The organism is Jeotgalicoccus sp. WY2, from assembly GCF_018437745.1.
GTDB classification, from domain to species: domain Bacteria; phylum Bacillota; class Bacilli; order Staphylococcales; family Salinicoccaceae; genus Jeotgalicoccus; species Jeotgalicoccus psychrophilus.
On record NZ_CP049818.1, the window covers coordinates 384178 to 401181 of the forward strand.

At 40.7% G+C, this 17004-nt stretch carries 15 protein-coding genes and 4 pseudogenes; 5 read left to right on the forward strand and 14 right to left on the reverse strand.

The window, feature by feature from the left end; all coding sequences use genetic code 11:
• Positions 1–25 precede the first annotated feature (25 nt).
• Together brnQ and G4D76_RS02240 are read right to left on the reverse strand one after the other, a co-directional pair.
• Positions 26–1354: a branched-chain amino acid transport system II carrier protein gene (gene brnQ / locus G4D76_RS02235; RefSeq protein WP_213810423.1), complete on the reverse strand. Its 1329-nt coding sequence runs from the start codon at positions 1352–1354 to the stop codon at positions 26–28.
• A 238-nt stretch (positions 1355–1592) separates the two neighbouring features.
• Positions 1593–1694 (reverse strand): annotated as a pseudogene (locus G4D76_RS02240) (transposase); the annotation flags it as partial.
• A 313-nt stretch (positions 1695–2007) separates the two neighbouring features.
• Here G4D76_RS02240 and G4D76_RS14270 point away from each other — a divergent pair.
• A complete protein-coding gene (locus G4D76_RS14270) occupies positions 2008–2199 on the forward strand; it encodes an ion channel (protein WP_250130112.1) in 192 nt (63 codons plus the stop codon).
• An 85-nt stretch (positions 2200–2284) separates the two neighbouring features.
• Here the strand turns inward: G4D76_RS14270 and G4D76_RS02250 are convergent, their stop codons facing one another.
• Positions 2285–2875: a YdcF family protein gene (locus tag G4D76_RS02250; RefSeq protein WP_213810425.1), complete on the reverse strand. Its 591-nt coding sequence runs from the start codon at positions 2873–2875 to the stop codon at positions 2285–2287.
• Positions 2876–2958: 83 nt separating this feature from the next.
• Between G4D76_RS02250 and G4D76_RS02255 the strand changes: the two genes are divergently transcribed.
• Positions 2959–3213: a hypothetical protein gene (locus G4D76_RS02255; RefSeq protein ID WP_213810426.1), complete on the forward strand. Its 255-nt coding sequence runs from the start codon at positions 2959–2961 to the stop codon at positions 3211–3213.
• A 61-nt stretch (positions 3214–3274) separates the two neighbouring features.
• On the opposite strand, the gene G4D76_RS02260 is transcribed toward G4D76_RS02255, so the two are convergent.
• The 3 genes and pseudogenes from G4D76_RS02260 to G4D76_RS02270 form a co-directional block, all read right to left on the reverse strand.
• Positions 3275–4525, reverse strand: coding sequence for a cytochrome P450 (locus tag G4D76_RS02260; protein ID WP_213810427.1), 1251 nt, complete (start codon positions 4523–4525; stop codon positions 3275–3277).
• Positions 4526–4592: 67 nt separating this feature from the next.
• A pseudogene (locus tag G4D76_RS02265) lies at positions 4593–4886 on the reverse strand (transposase); the annotation flags it as partial.
• Between the two features lie 61 nt (positions 4887–4947).
• Complete coding sequence (locus tag G4D76_RS02270) at positions 4948–5955, reverse strand: LCP family protein (protein WP_213810429.1); 1008 nt, start codon at positions 5953–5955, stop codon at positions 4948–4950.
• A 281-nt stretch (positions 5956–6236) separates the two neighbouring features.
• Between G4D76_RS02270 and G4D76_RS15750 the strand changes: the two genes are divergently transcribed.
• Positions 6237–6365, forward strand: a complete 129-nt coding sequence (locus tag G4D76_RS15750) for a hypothetical protein (protein WP_256440522.1) — start codon at positions 6237–6239, stop codon at positions 6363–6365.
• A 151-nt stretch (positions 6366–6516) separates the two neighbouring features.
• A complete protein-coding gene (locus G4D76_RS02275; protein ID WP_213810430.1) occupies positions 6517–7479 on the forward strand; it encodes a DUF1002 domain-containing protein in 963 nt (320 codons plus the stop codon).
• A 311-nt stretch (positions 7480–7790) separates the two neighbouring features.
• Here G4D76_RS02275 and G4D76_RS02280 read toward each other — a convergent pair whose 3' ends face one another.
• From G4D76_RS02280 to G4D76_RS14285, 5 genes are all read right to left on the reverse strand, one after another.
• Positions 7791–9008, reverse strand: a complete 1218-nt coding sequence (locus G4D76_RS02280) for an MFS transporter (protein WP_213810431.1) — start codon at positions 9006–9008, stop codon at positions 7791–7793.
• Between the two features lie 131 nt (positions 9009–9139).
• The gene (locus G4D76_RS02285; protein WP_213810432.1) at positions 9140–9445 is read right to left on the reverse strand and encodes a TIGR04104 family putative zinc finger protein; all 306 of its coding nucleotides are present in this window, start codon (positions 9443–9445) and stop codon (positions 9140–9142) included.
• 29 nt (positions 9446–9474) lie between these two features.
• The gene (locus G4D76_RS14275) at positions 9475–9660 is read right to left on the reverse strand and encodes an NUDIX hydrolase (protein ID WP_250130113.1); all 186 of its coding nucleotides are present in this window, start codon (positions 9658–9660) and stop codon (positions 9475–9477) included.
• Positions 9657–9821, reverse strand: coding sequence for an NUDIX domain-containing protein (locus tag G4D76_RS14280; protein WP_250130114.1), 165 nt, complete (start codon positions 9819–9821; stop codon positions 9657–9659). Before G4D76_RS14280 ends, G4D76_RS14275 begins: the two co-directional genes overlap by 4 nt.
• Positions 9803–9994 carry an NUDIX hydrolase gene (locus G4D76_RS14285; protein WP_250130115.1) on the reverse strand — a complete coding sequence of 64 codons (192 nt, stop codon included), beginning with the start codon at positions 9992–9994 and terminating at the stop codon, positions 9803–9805. Before G4D76_RS14285 ends, G4D76_RS14280 begins: the two co-directional genes overlap by 19 nt.
• A gap of 230 nt (positions 9995–10224) precedes the next feature.
• On the opposite strand from G4D76_RS14285, the gene G4D76_RS02295 reads away from it, so the two are divergent.
• Positions 10225–10893, forward strand: coding sequence for a potassium channel family protein (locus G4D76_RS02295; RefSeq protein ID WP_026859766.1), 669 nt, complete (start codon positions 10225–10227; stop codon positions 10891–10893).
• An 85-nt stretch (positions 10894–10978) separates the two neighbouring features.
• Here G4D76_RS02295 and G4D76_RS15755 read toward each other — a convergent pair.
• The 3 genes and pseudogenes from G4D76_RS15755 to parE all read right to left on the reverse strand — a co-directional run bounded on the left by G4D76_RS15755 (position 10979) and on the right by parE (position 16851).
• A pseudogene (locus tag G4D76_RS15755) lies at positions 10979–12378 on the reverse strand (alanine/glycine:cation symporter family protein).
• Positions 12379–12462: 84 nt separating this feature from the next.
• Positions 12463–14881, reverse strand: a pseudogene (parC, locus tag G4D76_RS02305) (DNA topoisomerase IV subunit A).
• Positions 14882–14889: 8 nt separating this feature from the next.
• Entirely contained in the window at positions 14890–16851 is a 1962-nt protein-coding gene (gene parE / locus G4D76_RS02310; RefSeq protein ID WP_213810433.1) for a DNA topoisomerase IV subunit B, read from the reverse strand.
• Positions 16852–17004 lie beyond the last annotated feature (153 nt).

Genomic DNA, 17004 nt, shown 5'->3' on the forward strand with positions numbered 1-17004 from the left:
GGTAAAGTGCTGACTGTAATCATACTTATTTTATAATTATTGATTCCCGGGATTCATCGATGGGCTTGTTCTTAATTATATCTATTCCGTAACCAATCATGGCTGCAAGAAAGCCGGGAAGCACCCAGCCGAGTCCCTGTTCAAAGAAGGGAGCGATATCCAATAGGCCGGTGAGGAATTCCAGTTCAAACCCGATGCTGACCAATGCTTCGTACAGTGCATAGAAAGCTGTCACAGCTACCGCAAGCTGGAACATTGTTTTGCTCTTTCCGGTAATATGCTCTAACAAACTGAGAACAATCAGAATAATAGCGATGGGATAGATGAAACTCAATAAAGGCACTGCCACATGCAAAATCATATTTAAGCCTAAGTTGGATACCAGTAAACCAATGATGACAAAAATAGTAACATAGCGGGAATAAGACAGCCTTGGATAAATTTCGTTAAAAAAGCTTGAGCAGGCATTGATGAGTCCGACGCATGTGGTGAGACATGCGAGCATAACGATAAGACCAAACAAAATATTGCCGCTGGTTGCGAACAGGATACCTGATGCAGAGGTTAAGATTTCAGCGCCGTTTTCAAAGCCGGTCTCTCCCGGGATAACGCGTCCAATCCAGCCTAAAGAAAAGTAAACCGCAACGAGACCTGTACCGGCTACAAGAGCAGAGACAAGCGTCCCCTTGACGAGCTCGTTTTTGGATGCTGCACCTTTATCTTTCAACGCATTGATGATAACAATTCCGAACGCCAGGGCTGCGACCGCATCCATCGTGAAATACCCTTCCAGGATTCCGGCAACCAGAGGCGCTGATGCGTACTTTCCAGCAGCTGGTGAGGAAACGTTCTCAAACGTCATAAAAGACTGGATGACAAGCACAGCTAAAACAAGCAGTAAAATGGGCGTCAGATATTGCCCGATGCGGTTCACAATTTTTTTAGGATTTAAACTGATTAAATATGTAATAGTGAAAAATATCAGTGAAAATACAAAAACGCCCCATCTGTCATCAATTTTAAAAATTTGCTGGAAACCTAATTCATAAGCCACGCTGGAAGCACGGGGAATTCCATAAAAAGCACCAATAGAAAGGTAGATAATGATGGCGAAGACTATACCGAAAATATGATGCACACGGCTCCCCATGGAGATTAAACCGTTATCTTCCAGTGCTACAGCCATGACGGCCATAAACGGTAAAAGAACACCTGTGATGAGAAAACCTGTAATCGCAGGCCCAAAATTGTCCCCGGATTCCCAGCCTAACAGAGGCGGGAAAATAAGATTGCCAGCGCCAAAAAATAAAGAAAAAAGCATGAATCCTATAAATAAAACATTGATTCGACTCATTATAAGCCTCCTGAACTTTGTTTAAATAATTACTGTGTCCAAATTCTCATAAATATTGTGACTTTTAGACACTCTTAGAATCTGCCCTGTTTTCTCCTCAGGACCTGAAAAATTGAAGCTTCTTAATTATAGTACAAGTTATCGCCTGAATCAGTTCAAAATATCATATAATATGATTAAAAATGGGAAGTTGCATATAAAACACCGAATCCAGGTGTAACTGCTAAAATATTATGATGACTTCTAATTGTTCTGATACTTCTTTAACTGAAAACTCGCCGTCCATAACTAACTTAACGGCTTGAATATTAAATTGTTTATCATAGGTTCTTCTTGGCATAATAAATTCCCCATTTACTATTAAATTAATGTCCAATCTATTATACCAAGTTCACCGTTTATCCCTATAAATTTAAAGATTTTCTTTTTCCGAATCTTTTGTTTCAGCATATGCTGATATAATATTATTTAACAATTCATTACATTTTCTTAAAAAGGAAGTAAAACTATGATTTCATTTTTCTTAACTGCTGCCCGTTTACTTAAAGCCCTCGGGAAAGCCATGGCAAGGCCAGTTTTTCAGTCCCTGCTGTACATTATTTTTAATACTGCTGTCCGGCACATTATTTTATACTCAGATAGAGGGATGGCATGTGCTTGATGCAGTTTACTTCGGAGTAGTCAGTCTTATCCCGACAGGTGTAGAAGCTGGAGTCAGCCCTTCTACCAGCACAGGAAAAATATTCACAATGATGTATTTACTCGTTGGTGTGGGGATTATGATAAGTCTGCTCGCTATGATTGCAAAAGAAGTCATTAATTATAATAGTGAAAACAAGCAGTAAAATGACTTTAAAAATAAGCCAGCCCGGCTCGGGCTGGCTTCTCCTCTTCATATACGAATCTTTGTAATTTTGCTTGACTGATAATTTACAGATCCGTTTCTTCCTCCGGCACATCTATAAAGTTGTATAAGCCGAGCCGGTATCCCCACAGCTTGTAAAATTCACTGAACCAGATTCTGTCTGCATAAGATCTTTCGTTCCACTTTTCACCGCCTGCACCAAGGGCTGCGATATATGACAAATCATATTGTCCATCACCGACTCTGTCGTAAATCAATTTGGACCGCTTCAAGTGATAGTCGCTTGTGACAACGAGCGCACTGTCAAAGCTGTATTCATCCATGATTTTAAATGACTCAACTGCGTTAGTATAAGTACTCGTTGCCTCATACTCTTCTATAATAGCATCCTCAGGAACACCGAGCTCCACAGCAAATGCTGTACTCTGCGGATAGATATCCTCACTCTCAGGGGTAATGATGACATAGTCTGCCGAGCCTGCATGATACAGTTCGGCTGCTTTTTCCATGCGCCCCTTATCTCCGCCGCCGAGCATAATAATGACATCCGCTTTTTCTGGTATGTCTGTCTCATTATGATTAAAGCTGTCTATGACTGATGTCACCATCAGCATTAAAACAATACATATGATGATGACTGTCATTCTTATTTTCATGGTTATCTCCCAATTGTCTTGATTCATTAATAAGCATTATAATAGCACATATAACTTAAATAGAAAGTAAAGTCTGATGAGAATTGAATGAATCATTTAGAAAAGAAGATGTAATTGATGGAAGCTTCCCTATAACTTGGTTTATTGGAGAGAATGATACTGGGGATTCTAATGATGACAATCCGTTCAATGCATTGGCAGCAAGCAAACAAGGTGAAAGATTTTACAGAAATCAGGGATGGAAAACTGAAAGAATCATTCTTAAAAATTACGGTCTTCTCTTATCTGAGAATAATATTGGTATGTACGGTCAATTATTAGATGAAATTATTCCATAAAAGGATGGGGGTTAATATTTTCCCCCATCCTTCTCCATTCAATTTCATTTGATTATTTCAGTTATTTTAAACGCGTCGGTTTTATTTTCACTTTGTCATTCGGCACAGCTGGAATATCGTTGTATTCAAAGCTGAAATCCTGGTCCGGTACTTCGAATTCCAGATGATTGACCAGAAAGTCGAGTGTTGTCCGCATGACCACTATAGTAATAAACTCCCCTGCACAGCGGTGACCGAAGTCATAAGATCCGCCGCCCTGCGAAATAAAGTTAAACGGTGTCTGCTGCCAGCCTTCAAAACGCTCCGGAGAAAATACTTCAGGCTCTGACCAGTCATCAGGATGACGGTTAGTACCGTATAAGTCCAACAGCGTTAAAGTACCTTCCTTAAACTCATAGCCCTGCCATTCGAAATCAATCGCCACACGTGCGACTGCGACCGGGAAGAAAGGATAATAACGTCTGACTTCCTGAATGAACCATTCGAGCTGCTCTTGATTGGCATCCTGCAGTTTCTCTGCTGCCTCTGGATGCTCATGAAGAGCAAGACCTATCATAGCGACCCAGACACTAATGGCATTAATCGGACGGATAAGATTTAAGAGCTCCACTGTCGCAATCTGATAATCTAAAAGCTCGCCGTCTAAATCTTTGTGCATAGCGAACTGATAGAGCGCTCTGTCTTTATCCGCTTCAATCTCACCATTACGCACACCTTCAATAAGCCCCTGAATCCAGTCCTCAGTCTCAGACCGTGATTTACGCCCTTTCCAGTGCTGGATTCCGAGCGCTGCAGGCGACTCGTATAAATCAGAAATCTGACCCGCGCGGGTTTCAAGATCTTCATCTTCCAGCGAAACACCGACCCAGTCGCAGGCAACCTGCAGAAATACTACCTTCGCTGCTTCGTATAACTCCACAGTATCGTTCCAACTGATCTCCGCAAAAAAATCGTACCAGTATTTCTCTGTCAAATCCTCAATTTCGTCCATGGCCTTGTTGTCCATTAAAGACATGAACATCGCTTTACGGTTTTTGTGCGCATCACCGTCGAGACCCTGAACGCCCCCTTCGCCGAAGAGCGTCTTTTGTACTCTGGCAGGTGCCGCATCACTGCGTCTGAAGCGGGTGTTATCGTAAAATAATTCAGCCTGTTTACTGCCTGTGAGACAGATGGCCTTTTCACCGAGAATACGCGTCTCGAAAATGTTTGTATCAAGCTCTCTGTCACGATTCATGATGAACTCGTAACCCTCTTTAAGAATACTTAAAGTCTTGTCAAAACCAAATTCTTTTGGCATATTTGAATTCATTTAAACACTCCTAATTAATAGATATTAATTAGTTTTACCCTAGATAACGATTTGTTACACTGGTATGTCAACAGAATATTAGACAGTTTTTATAGAAGTTTTCTTTATACTCCTTTGGCGTGAGATAATTCAATGCACCATGGGGTCTAATATTGTTATACCAGTTTACGTAGTCGAATAGTTCGATGTTTAATTGTTTTAATGATATAAAAGTATATTGGTTAATAAATTCAGTTTTCATCGCTTTGAACGTGGTTTCAGCCACAGCGTTGTCATAAGGACAGCCTTTCATACTAAGTGATCTTTCAATATCAAAGCCATCTAAAACTTCAGCAATCAGCTGGTTATCGAACTCCTTTCCTCATTTTCTCAATTAAAAAGGACAATCTCAACTAAAATTCGTTGAAATTGCCCTAATTACTTTATTCTGTTGTGCCTTCATTTTGTGTATCTACTTGCTCTTTAGAGTTGTTACTATTTAAAAACTCTTTTAAAGCAGCATTATTCGCTTCAAAGTCCATATCAATTACATTCCCTGTATGACTCGTATCAATAAACTGATACGTGTTTTCCAGCGGCAGTGTCATCGTCGCGATATCTTTATCTCCTCTAATCATGAAGCTCATAATCATACGGTACATTTCTTTATTCGACATTGAAGTATCCACATATCCCATACCAGTACCTAGAATCTTAGGCACCTTCACAATACCACCGATACTGATAACTTCATCCTGTATTGCTGAAAGAACTTGCTGCTGACGGCGCACACGGCCGAAGTCACCTTCTTCATCATTACGGAAACGTGCATAGGCTAACAGACCTTTACCATTTAACTGCTGCACACCCTGTTTTAATTCAGTATCAATTTTCTCTGACATATCTTTTTCTACATCTATAGTAATACCATCAGGGTTTACCACATTGACTGTTTCCATAAATGCATCGTAATCCACTGTGACATATTCTTCTACATTAATATCAAAATTATGCGCAATGACTTCACGCAGCAACTCTACCCCGCCTAGTGAATACACCGCATTAATTTTATAACTCTGATAACCAGGTATCTCTACGTAAATATCTCGCATGACCGATACCAGTTTCATTTCTTTCTGCATATAATCATACTGGCCAATCATAATGACGTCAGTACGTTCTGCACCTTCGTCCATACGGTCCTTACCAATAATCATCATCGTCTTCTTGCCATCATGATTATCCACCGGGTTAAACTCTTCCCCTGTCGGTTCCACGCCATTTTCAGCTGCGATATTCAATCCTGATCTGTAACTGAAAATTATATATAGTATTAAAATGCTTATAAATGCAATGATACCTAAAACTATAAATCCTCTTTTTCTAATCCGTGTTTTCCTAACAGTTTGATACTCTTCCTTATCTGACCTTCTCATCGTCTCTCTGTCCATTGCAATGCCCCTAAACTTTTCTTAAGCACTCATTGTACGCTTTCTTAAATTTTTTATAAAGTCAAAACCTATCTATAGTATAAAGAAGGTATTCGATTCACATTTAATGTAATATTCTTTACCGTTAAGTTTTTTTAACGACCCTATTATTGATATATTGAAAGTATCAGTTAGGAGATGTTAAACATGGCTAACCTTGACAAGAAAGAGCAGAAACGCATCGATGCACACAAAAAGATATAGAAAACTCTAAAGAAAAAATTTGGAAGTACGAACAGAAAATGAACAAGCCGGAGTTAAGCACAGAAAAGAAAGAAAAGCTGCAGCAGAAAATCAATCAGGAACTGCTTTATATTGAAACAGAAGAAAATATTATTGAGAACCCGGATTTTATCGCACAGACAGAATAAATAAAAACAAAAGTCATTCTGCACGGAGTGACTTTCATTTATATATACAGATATTTATATGTATCTTTCATCATCCTTTAATAAATATTATATAATAGAGATAATATATATCTGTAGTATTCTAAGAAAAAATCAGTTAGGAGTTAAAATTATGATTAGAAAAATACTTGCAATCGCATTAGTCGCTGCAATGATTCCATTCGGCGCCCAAAATGCCAACGCAGCAAGTGAATGGGATAATGCGGTAACCGTCTACGGTGCAGCATTGGAACAGGATTCAAATTTACAAAATGAAACAGCAAACTTACTCGGTGTTGAAGATACCGACATCGTCGATTACGTTTACTCAGAAGACGTTAATCAATACATCAACAAGAACTACGATAACAGCGTACTGAAATCAAGCATCCGTATTATCCAGACTGCTGAAGGCAGCGGATTAAATATTGATATTAATGAAGAGATGGGGCAGATACTGTTAATCTCTGAAGAAACATATCAGAACGCACTGCTCACTTCAGGCATTACAGACGCTGACGTCACAATCGCAGCAGCCCAGGATGTTACAGGCGAAAGTGCCTTAGCCGGTGTATACAAAGCATTTGAAGCCCAAGGCGAAGCAATTGACCCTGCAAAAACACAAAACGCCCAGGACGAACTTGAAACCATCACAGACATCTCTGAAGAAAACTCTGGTGTTGAAGGCTTCTCACAAGTACAACTGAACAAAGTCATCACTGAAGTTAAAGTTGAAATTGTAAATAACTTTAACGGTGATGTCACTGAAGAACAGGTACGTACTATTGTTGATGAGAAACTGGCAGAGAATGGTCTCGACGGTATGCTCAGCCAGCAGCAGATCGACCGTATCATCGTCATTATTATGAACATTAAAGATTCTGGCCTTTTTACAGGTGAAGAAGCAGACAGACTGGTGGACAGTTCAAAAGACCTGCTTGACAGAATCACATCAAGCGACAGCTTCCAGGATGCTAAAGACAAAGCAACAGAACTCGGAAACGACATTGTTAACTCGGAAGAAGCATCTTCATTCATGGACTCACTCAGAAGCTTTTGGGAACGTATAGTAGAATTCTTTAAAGGATTGTTTTAAACAGAGTTAGAGCCAGATACATTAAAAAAATGTATCTGGCTCTTTTTTATATTATTTAATTATCAGCAGATTGATTATCTTCTTTACCTGCTCTAAGCATCTTAATACCCACATACAGTAATATTACAGCTGCGATTATATTTACTGCAGCAAGAAACATACTTGAAGGGATATGTGAAAATCCGTTTATCAGAGATGAGATCCCAAAATAATTAAAACGATATTGAATAACTTTGCCAATACAGGTCACCTCTCACTCTGTTAAATCTCTCAACTAAATATAACAGTCGTCTCTGACCAGGGCAATATAATTACGGATTTCTCCACAACACTTTATTTTTAGTTTTAGTTTCAAGATCGAACACCTTACGGTAACGGAACGAAATGAATGCTGCAAGCACTACTGCGATTACTGCAATAACAATCTCGAACATAAATACATAAGAGACACCCATGTGACGGTTAATCAGTCCCGTCACATACGGCAGTGTAATAAATGCGATACTCGATGACAGTGTAACGAAGGCTGTACTTGTCCCCTTCTTCTCCGGGAAGAACTGGGCCATTAAAGTCACTGCCAGCTGGAACAGTCCAGATGTTGCCATACCGAGAATGAATGCAATACAGATTAGTATTGTATAGCTCTCCACGAACAGTAAAGTAAGTAATCCTGCGATCGCAATCATCGGATAGATAATCAGTGCCGTAATCGGTCTGAATAATTTATCCAGCAGTGTCGCTAAAATGATTACTGTTAAAAATCCACCTAAGCTGTAAATGCTTAAAAGGTTAATTGCCTGTGCTTCCGATAGTCCAATCACTTCCTGTGCAAATGTCGCCATCCACGTCTGGATAATAAGGAACAATCCTACTGACGTAAAGCCAATTGCGATAACTGTAATTCCCTCACGCATAAACTTCGGTTTTCCCTTGAAGATCAATGCAGCTTTAACCGGTTTAACATTCTTCTCTTTCTCTGCTTTTGTCTGCGGTACTTCCTCAAGCAAATTCGCTTCCGGGAATTTCAGAGTAAATAAGTGAATAGCGTTGAATAAGAAAATTGTCGCCATTATAAAAAACGTGTAACCGTAGAACATATCACGTGCCATAAAGAACGTAATCATTAACGGCAGAATTGTTGACCCGACAGACATAAATGCTTTAACAAGCACCGTTGCTGAACTCGAACGTTTTCTGAACACTTCAATCAGTGCCGGATACGAACTCGTATCGAGAATTGAATTACCCATTCCTGCCAGCAGTGCAAACATAAACGCGATTGTGTAGGTCGGGGCAAACGGAATGGCTACTAAAAACACGACGTACAAAAAGCACGCTGTGATTAGCATGGGCCGGCGTCCGAGATTATCCGACAGCTTGCCCGCAAAAGACAAGGCAATCAGCTTACCGATGCCGATAGCCGATATTAGAGCGGAAATTGCCGCTGCATCTGTATTGAGCTGTTCAGTCAGAAAGCCCATATGTAAAGCAATGATTAAATTAATCATGCCGAGCAGTATATAGTTCATGTAAATACTTGAGCCGATACGCAGTTGATTGGATATAATAACCTTCTTCTTTTTATGTATTACAGAAGTATATCAAAAATTCAGAAAAATAACAGAGACAATTTAATATTGTCTCTGTTAATAATGTACATTTAATTTCTCTGGTTTTCAGGCGGTACATTCGTGAGTTCCAGACTCACATACATGAATATTATTGTGACCGCTGTAATCATAATATACACCCAGAAATACTGTGTGACAGACGGCGGTGCAAACAGTCCTATTAATAACATTGCTGTCACTAACAGTAGCGGGATGATCATACGTTTTTTTGATTTCTCCGATACATACTGCTTTTCATGACAGTAATCACACTCCACTCCTTTTTCTGAAGCAAAATGCGCCTTAAACAATAACATGCCGGTCCACTGCTTATTGCAGCTTGCACACTTGGTCATGTAATCTCTCCTCTATATAATTGTTAATATTAATCTCTTATCACTCCACCATACTGATATCTCATATCAAACAGCAGCTGAATTAAGCTTTTACGGTAATTGATGAAGGTTCTGTCATCGATCATTTCGTAAATTTCATCAATCGTTGCCCATTTCGCATCCGATACTTCATCGTTCGGTACTGCGAGTTCGTTTATTTCCGCTTCACGGTTCACGATGTATATATCATCATAACCCGCTCAAAGGTCATCGATAAGTGCGGCAGCTGATTATGTAAATCGATTTGTAAGCCCAGTTCTTCCTCAGTTTCACGCATGGCACCCGTCTGACTGGTTTCCCCTGCTGTTACACTGCCGCCTACTGAGATATCCCACATATTCGGATTGCTGACTTTATCATATTTCTTTTTTGAATCAGCATTTGGTTTTTGCTGTTGAAAATGACTACATGAATAACGAGATGATATGTATCTTTAATCATTGCATCACCGCGCACCATCGTCTGTTCTGTCAGTCTTCTGTGCTTATCATATAAATCCCAAAGTTCCATAAGTATATCCTTCCGGCTGCAGACATAATAGATACCTTATCATAATTCAATTTTACACCACAATTAAAGTGCCGGCAATAACATTAAAGTATTTTATCTGTCTGACATATCAAGCAGGTGTGCTTATACTATTCGGAACATTTCATTCTTTCTGACGAAAAAGTTATACTGGATAATATAGAAGATTCAAGAACTAATACTATAAAACTTAAAGTGATTGGGTGAACAGTATGACTAAAGAAATTGCGGTCATTGGTCTCGGGCAATTTGGGGGCAGTGCAGTAAAACAATTACATAAGCTCTCAGCAGATGTCACTGTAATAGATATATCCGAAAGTAAGGTCAAGGACTATGAAGACTACGCTGTTGAATGCATCGTCGGCAGCGCCACCGATGAGAATATGCTGAGGGCTATCGGTATCGAACATTACAATGAGGTGATTATTGCGATTGGCGAAGATATACAAACCAGCATTCTTTGTACATTAATTTTAAAAGAATTAGGTGTTGAAAGTATTACTGCAAAAGCTCAAAGTAATCACCACGCCAAGGTGCTGAAAAAACTGGGCGCAAACAATATCCTGCACCCGGAAACTGAAATGGGCATACGTCTCGCAAATCAGCTGGTTAATATGTCCCTTGTCGACTATATGGAAATATCAGATGATACTGCCATAGTGGAATATGATGCCAATGAACGATTTATTAACTCTGCACTGATTAATATTGGTATACGTGAAAAATTCGGCTTAAATGTTATTGCGATTAAGCGTAATAAAGAAGTCATCGTACCGCCGGATCCCCAGATGAACATTCTGGAGAATGATGTTCTCGTCATAATTGGTAAAATTGAAAATCTGAACAGATTTGAGAGTAAGATGATTAAGCCTAAAAGTTAAGTAATAATATAAAAGACTGTCCCCGGTGCACTAATGCGCCCGGGACAGTCTTTTATTTACAGTAAAATTTATGTCCTGAATTTATTTACTTATTATAATCTTCAGGGTCGTCCTTACGGTAATCCTCATCGCCCCACTGGTTATCATCCGGCAGTTTGTAAGAAATATTCTTCGCATAGAATATCGGAGATTCTCCTCTGTCTTTTTGCTCTTATAATCCCTCATCAGTTCAAATACTAAGGGACTCAGTGCCACGACCATCATTAAGTTAATGATCGCAAGGAAGGCCATAAATAAATCGGCCAGAGTCCATACCAGCTGTACGCCGAGTACGGCACCGACTGCTGTCATAATTACAACAATAACTCTAAACGCAAATGTTACTTTTTTATTATCCACAATAAAGCTTAAGTTACTCTGTGCATAGAAGTAGTTACCAAGAATTGTCGAGAATGCAAACAGCAGAATGAATACTGCGATAATAATACCGCCGTAACCAAAGAACTGCTGATCCATTGCAGCCTGTGACTGCGATTCCCTGCGGTGCATCCGCACCAAAACTTAAGTCTGTATACATGAGAATCACAATCGCTGTTGCCGTACACGATAATCGTATCGAAGTACACACCGAGCGACTGAATTAACCCCTGCTGAATCGGATGACGCACTGCCGCTGATGCCGCCGCGTTAGGTGCTGAACCCATACCCGCTTCGTTTGACAGTAATCCCGCTGGAAACCGTTAATAATCGCAGCCCCTATCGCACCGCCGAATACTTCTTCAATACCTAAAGCATTCACTACAATCGTCTGCAGCATCGGAATAATCATATCGTATTCATCACAAGAATCACTGTGACCAGAATGATGTACAAGCCTGCCATTACCGGAACAATCGCTGTAGCTACATTGGCAATTGATTCGCACCGCCAAAGATTACAACGCGACAATAATCGCAACGACAATACCGCTGACCGCTGTATTAATCCCAAATGCTTCATCATATGCATTCGCAATCGTATTCGACTGCAGCATAACAAACACAATACCAAACGTAATCGTCATCAATACCGCAAATACGTAACCAATGCCTTTTGATTTAAACCTTTAGTCATATAGTAGGCCGGACCTCCGCGGAAGCTTGATTCTTTATCGCGTACTTTATAAACTTGAGCCAGTGTTGCTTCAAAGAATGCAGTTCCCGCACCCAAGAGTGCAACTACCCACATCCAGAAGACCGCACCGGGACCCCCGACAACGATAGCTGTCGCGACCCCTGCGATATTCGCAGTCCCGATACGCTGGGCGGCACTGATGGTAAACGCCTGGAAAGATGAAATTCCTTTCGAGCCGTCCGGCATTTTCGCCCGTTTTTCCCCAAGAGAAGAAAACATGATCTTCAGCCAGCGGAATTGGACGAATTTCGATGTGAAAGAAAAATATAAGCCGGCAACAATTAACAGCCCGATTAATACTTCCTGCCACAGTAAATCATTGGCAAAGTTTACCGCAGTTTCAAAATATTAAATGCTTGTTCCATTTATTTCACCCATTCCTGCATTTTTTTATATTTATAAGGCGCTGAAGTGTGCATCTGTCACTACGCCGAAGCTTTCTTCTTCAACGACAAAGGAGCCGTTGGAATACTTACCGCTTAAACGCACTTCATTGGCACGCAGTATGTGAGTGTTCGTTTCTGATATGAGTTCAATTGACTGGTCTTTGCCTGCCCTTGTGACAGAAGCTGCAACCACTCTGTGCGGTTTAGATTTAATATCTTTATACAGCATTGAACCGACCTGTGCTCTTGCACCTGGTTCGAACGTATCGAGACTCGTGCGTTTTACCGCACCTCTGTTTGATACTGTAACGAGGTTTCCTTCTTCAGGGATGAGTTCACCGAAGACGAGATTATCATCTGCTTTTACGTTCATCGCTTTAACACCTTGAGATTTCAAGCCTGTTGCCGATACTTCAATTGCCGGATACTTAAGCGTCAATCCTTTTTCTGTCACGAACAGTAATGATTCATTACCCAGTTCTGTAATAGAAATACCAACGACTTCATCATCTTTTTTAAGCTTAATATTGACGATCGGACGTGAAATACGCGTCGCTTCAAATTCGCTTAACAAGGTCTGTTTCACCTGGCCCAGTTTCGTTGCCATCACAACACTGACATTTTCATCGAACTTAGCGATCGTCGTGGCAAAAATCGGCTCTTCAGCATGTTTTAAATTGAATCTCGACGACAAGTGCTGCCCCATATCTTTCCATTTAGTATCCTGAAGGCCGTGAACCGGAATAATCATATAGTTGCCGAAGTTTGTGAAGACTAAGAGCTGTTCCAGTGTATTCGACATACTGCTGAATAGTGTCTTATCTCCTTCACGCATTCCCAGCTCTTCCGGTTTTGATGCATTGTAGCTCCGGAGGCTCGTACGTTTCACGTAGCCCTCTTTTGTCAGAGAAACGACTGTATCTTCTTTGGCGATTAACTGTTCTTTAGAAATCTCAATCGTCTGAATGACATCTTCTACTGAAGTTAAACGTTCTGAAGCATACTTTTTCTTAATTTCTCTGAGTTCTGATTTAATAACATTTTTTAATTTTTTCTCATCGCCTAAAATTTCAGTCAGCTGATTAATCTGGAACTGGAGCTCGCTCTGTTCTGTTTCAAGCTCTGCAATATCCGTATTCGTTAAACGGTACAGCTGAAGCATAACGATCGCTTCTGCCTGACGCTCGGTGAAGTCATAACGTTCCACCAGATTTTCTTTGGCATTACGTTTATTCTCAGACTCTCTGATTGTACGAATGACTTCATCGAGAATGGATAATGCTTTAATCAGCCCTTCGATAATATGCATACGCTTCTCAGCATGTTCAAGATCATACTGAGAACGTTTCGTAACAACAATTTTCTGGTGCTTAATATACGCTTCCAGTATATCTTTTAAGCCCATCTGCTTCGGTGCCCGGTCGCTGATTGCCACCATATTGAAGTTATATGAAATCTGTAAATCAGTCTTCTTGTACAGGTAGTTAATAATCGCATCGATATTCGCATCTTTACGCGCTTCAATCACAATTCTCATACCTTCTCTGTCCGTTTCATCACGGACTTCGATAATACCGTCCACCTGTCTGTCTGCACGGATTCATCCATTTTCTTAACCATATTCGCTTTATTCACTTCATATGGAATTTCAGTGATTACAATGTTCATTTGTTGCCGCGGGTTTCTTCTTTTGTAACTAAACTGCGGACAACAATTCTGCCTTTGCCTGTTGTGTACGCTTTTTTAAGCTCGTTTTTACCCTGGATAATTGCCCCTGTCGGGAAATCCGGGCCTTTAACGATTTCAAGCAGTTCATCGATAGAAGCACTTGGCTTATCGATGATTTTTAAGGTCGCATCGATTACCTCGCCTAAATTATGCGGCGGAATATCCGTTGCATACCCTGCAGAAATCCCCGTTGCGCCGTTAACGAGCAGGTTCGGGTATTTTGCCGGCAGTACTGACGGTTCCTGTTCCGTATCATCGAAATTATCCATAAACGGCACAGTATTTTTGTTGAGATCTCTTAACAGCTCACTTGAAATCTCAGCGAGTTTCGCTTCCGTATAACGCATCGCAGCTGCAGGGTCGCCGTCGACGCTCCCTTTGTTACCGTGAATCAGAATCAGCTCTTCACGCATTTTCCAATCCTGACCCAGACGGACCATGGCATCGTATATACTGCTTTCACCGTGCGGGTGATAGTTACCAATGACGTTACCAACGGTTTTTGCACTTTTACGGTAGTTTTTATCGAACGTATTGCCCTCTTTATACATCGCGTATAAAATACGGCGCTGCACGGGTTTCAGTCCGTCACGCACATCCGGTATTGCCCGGTCCTGAATGACGTACTTACTGTATCTCCCAAAGCGGTCTCCGATTACATCTTCTAATTTTAATTGCTGAATTGGGTTATGCTCGGCCATAATCTTCATCACTCTCTGCTAATTTTTTCTACATCCTGATTATCAAGAATGCTGTTACCTTCTTCCAGCGTAAATGACACGTTTGAATCGATCCACTTACGTCTGATTTCAACGTTATCACCCATCAGCGTTGTGACACGTTTTAAGGATAATGCTTCATCTTCAATTCTCACTTGAATCAGCGTGCGTGTCTCCGGATCCATCGTCGTTTCCCACAGCTGTTCGGCCATCATCTCACCGAGACCTTTATAGCGCTGCAGTTCGACATTACCACCCATTTCTTCCTGTGCTGCAGCAAGCTCGTCTTCAGTCCAGAGATATTTAATATCTTTTTTCTTGCCTTTTTTCTCTAGTTTATAGAGCGGCGGCAGTGCAATATAAATCTTGCCTGCTTCAAATAACGGACGCATGTAATTAAAGAAGAACGTTAATAACAATACTTGTATGTGCGCCCCGTCCGTATCCGCATCGGTCATTATAATAATCTTGTCGTAGTTCGTATCATCCACTTTAAAGTCAGTACCGACACCCGCACCGATTGTATGCGTAATCGTGTTGATTTCTTCGTTTTTAAAGATGTCTTCGAACTTCGCTTTTTCAGTGTTAATTACTTTACCGCGTAAGGGCAAAATTGCCTGGAAGCGTCTGTCACGCCCCTGCTTGGCTGAACCGCCGGCAGAGTCACCCTCTACCAGGAACAATTCATTTTTCTTCGCATTTTTACTCTGCGCTGGTGTCAATTTACCTGACAGCAGCGTATCTCTCGATTTATTCTTTTTGCCGCTGCGCGCTTCTTCACGCGCTTTACGGGCAGCTTCACGCACCTGGCGGGCTTTAATTGCCTTTTTAACGAGCTGTGTTGATAAGGCGCCGTTCTCTTCTAAATAGTACGGCAGCTGTTCCGTTAATAAAGTTTCCATTAAGTTGCGGGCTTCTGAAGTACCGAGCTTGCCTTTTGTCTGGCCTTCGAACTGGAGCAGGTGTTCGGGAAGTTTAATGGATATGACAGCAGTCAGTCCTTCACGGATATCACTGCCTTCTAAATTTTTATCTTTCGTTTTTAATTCACCGATTTTACGTGCGTATTCATTAAATGCTCGAGTAAAGCCGGTTTTAAAGCCAACTTCGTGCGTGCCGCCGTCTTTTGTGCGGACGTTGTTCACGAATGAAATAAGCGTTTCAGAATATTGATCGTTAAACTGGAAGGCAACCTCAGCAACCATTTCATTGTATGTGCCTTCGAACATCACAATGTTACCGATATCATCCTTGCCCTCATTGAGGAATTCAATAAATGATTTCAGCCCGTCTTCAAACTGAAAGATTTCTTCTTCATCAGTTCTTTTATCGTTAATCGTAATCTTTAAGCCTTTAGTTAAAAATGCAGACTCGCGCATACGCTCAGCGATTGTTTCAAAGTTAAACGCAATCGTCTGTTTAAAGATTTCAGGATCCGCTTTAAAGGTAACTTCTGTTCCCGACTCTTTCGTTTTGCCGACTTCTTTTAACTTGCCGTCGACCTTGCCGCCGTTTTTAAACGACAGCTCGTGAATCTTGCCGTTTCTAAAGACACGGATCTTCATCGATTCACTTAGGGCGTTAACTACAGATGACCCAACGCCGTGCAGTCCACCGGCCGATTTGTAGTTATCCGAGCTGAACTTACCGCCCGCATGAAGTACAGTAAATATTACTTCAGCTGTTGGACGCCCACTTGAGTGCATGCCTGTCGGCAGTCCGCGGCCGTTGTCACGGATAGTAATACTTTCATCTTTGTTAATCGTAATATTGATCTCATTGCCGTGGCCGTTAATAATCTCATCGACCGCATTGTCGGTTATTTCATATACAAGGTGATGGAGCCCTCTCGTATCTGTAGAACCGATATACATACCCGGACGCTTTCTAACAGCATCCAGGCCTTCTAATATTTGAATGGACTCATCAGTATATCCAGTTTGTTTTGCCAAGTCTGTATCCTCCTACAAACAATACAAACGTATGTTCGTTAAATTAATCTACTTATCTATTTTTATATAAATCTCTAAGTTTTGCAACAAAATATATAAAGTTGACATAATTATATTATAGACTACTTTATAATTATATGGCGAAAATATTTT

What these genes read in the sequence shown, in the direction of transcription:
- brnQ (WP_213810423.1), bottom strand. Translation starts at nt 1,354, where the DNA reads ATGAGTCGAATCAATGTTTTATTTATAGGATTCATGCTTTTTTCTTTA.
- G4D76_RS02250 (WP_213810425.1), bottom strand. Translation starts at nt 2,875, where the DNA reads ATGAAAATAAGAATGACAGTCATCATCATATGTATTGTTTTAATGCTG.
- G4D76_RS02260 (WP_213810427.1), bottom strand. Translation starts at nt 4,525, where the DNA reads ATGAATTCAAATATGCCAAAAGAATTTGGTTTTGACAAGACTTTAAGT.
- G4D76_RS02270 (WP_213810429.1), bottom strand. Translation starts at nt 5,955, where the DNA reads ATGGACAGAGAGACGATGAGAAGGTCAGATAAGGAAGAGTATCAAACT.
- G4D76_RS15750 (WP_256440522.1), top strand. Translation starts at nt 6,237, where the DNA reads ATGAACAAGCCGGAGTTAAGCACAGAAAAGAAAGAAAAGCTGCAGCAG.
- G4D76_RS02275 (WP_213810430.1), top strand. Translation starts at nt 6,517, where the DNA reads ATGATTAGAAAAATACTTGCAATCGCATTAGTCGCTGCAATGATTCCA.
- G4D76_RS02280 (WP_213810431.1), bottom strand. Translation starts at nt 9,008, where the DNA reads ATGAACTATATACTGCTCGGCATGATTAATTTAATCATTGCTTTACAT.
- G4D76_RS02285 (WP_213810432.1), bottom strand. Translation starts at nt 9,445, where the DNA reads ATGACCAAGTGTGCAAGCTGCAATAAGCAGTGGACCGGCATGTTATTG.
- G4D76_RS14280 (WP_250130114.1), bottom strand. Translation starts at nt 9,821, where the DNA reads ATGTGGGATATCTCAGTAGGCGGCAGTGTAACAGCAGGGGAAACCAGT.
- G4D76_RS14285 (WP_250130115.1), bottom strand. Translation starts at nt 9,994, where the DNA reads ATGGAACTTTGGGATTTATATGATAAGCACAGAAGACTGACAGAACAG.
- G4D76_RS02295 (WP_026859766.1), top strand. Translation starts at nt 10,225, where the DNA reads ATGACTAAAGAAATTGCGGTCATTGGTCTCGGGCAATTTGGGGGCAGT.